At 51.9% G+C, this 648-nt stretch carries 1 protein-coding gene; it reads right to left on the bottom strand.

The annotated features are described in order from the left end of the window. Positions 1–123: 123 nt before the first annotated feature. Positions 124–648: transposase (locus B5G28_RS14265; protein ID WP_144265591.1), on the bottom strand; the 525-nt coding region annotated here is incomplete at its 5' end.

Raw genomic sequence — 648 nt, forward strand, 5'->3', positions numbered from 1 at the left:
TGATTGCTCATTTTTACCCCCGTGAGACTTCTGAGATTTCTAAGACTTTTGATACTTTCTCTTATTTTCTCACAGGTCAGTACTTTTTTACAGTCGGGGGATTATGGAGCGCTTACGTTAAAATTATTTGAGTTTGCAATACTCGGGAAGGCTTTCAGCCCAGGGGAGCAGCGGAACCAGTTGTTCCTCGGTAGGATTTTCGCCCAGTTTGGGCAGCTCCTGCAGCAGGAACAGCAGGTAACCAAAGGGATCCAGGCCATTGTGCTTGGCTGTCTCAATCACACTGAAACACAGAGCACTGGCATCGGCACCCTTTGCAGTGTCACAGAACAGAAAATTCTTTCGCGCCATCACGAAAGGTTTCACCGTGCGTTCGGCAAGATTATTGGTCAGTTCCAGGCGGCCGTCCAGAAGCACGGCGTTCAGCGCCTGCTTCTGGTTGAGAGAGTAGGCTTTGGCCTTGCTCAGCGCAGTGCCTTCTGCTGCCTCGAAACTGTCCAGAAGTTCCCAGTAACTGTCCAACAGTGGCCGGAGTTTTTCCTGCCGCAGCGTAAAGCGGGCCTCTGGCGATTGGTCTTTCCAGGCCTGCTCCAGGGAGAACATTTCCTCAATCAGCAGAAACGCTGCCTCGGATCGGCTTCCCTGTAC

Origin of the sequence: Faecalibacterium sp. An77, assembly GCF_002161315.1 — a bacterium.
Taxonomy (GTDB): domain Bacteria; phylum Bacillota; class Clostridia; order Oscillospirales; family Ruminococcaceae; genus Faecalibacterium.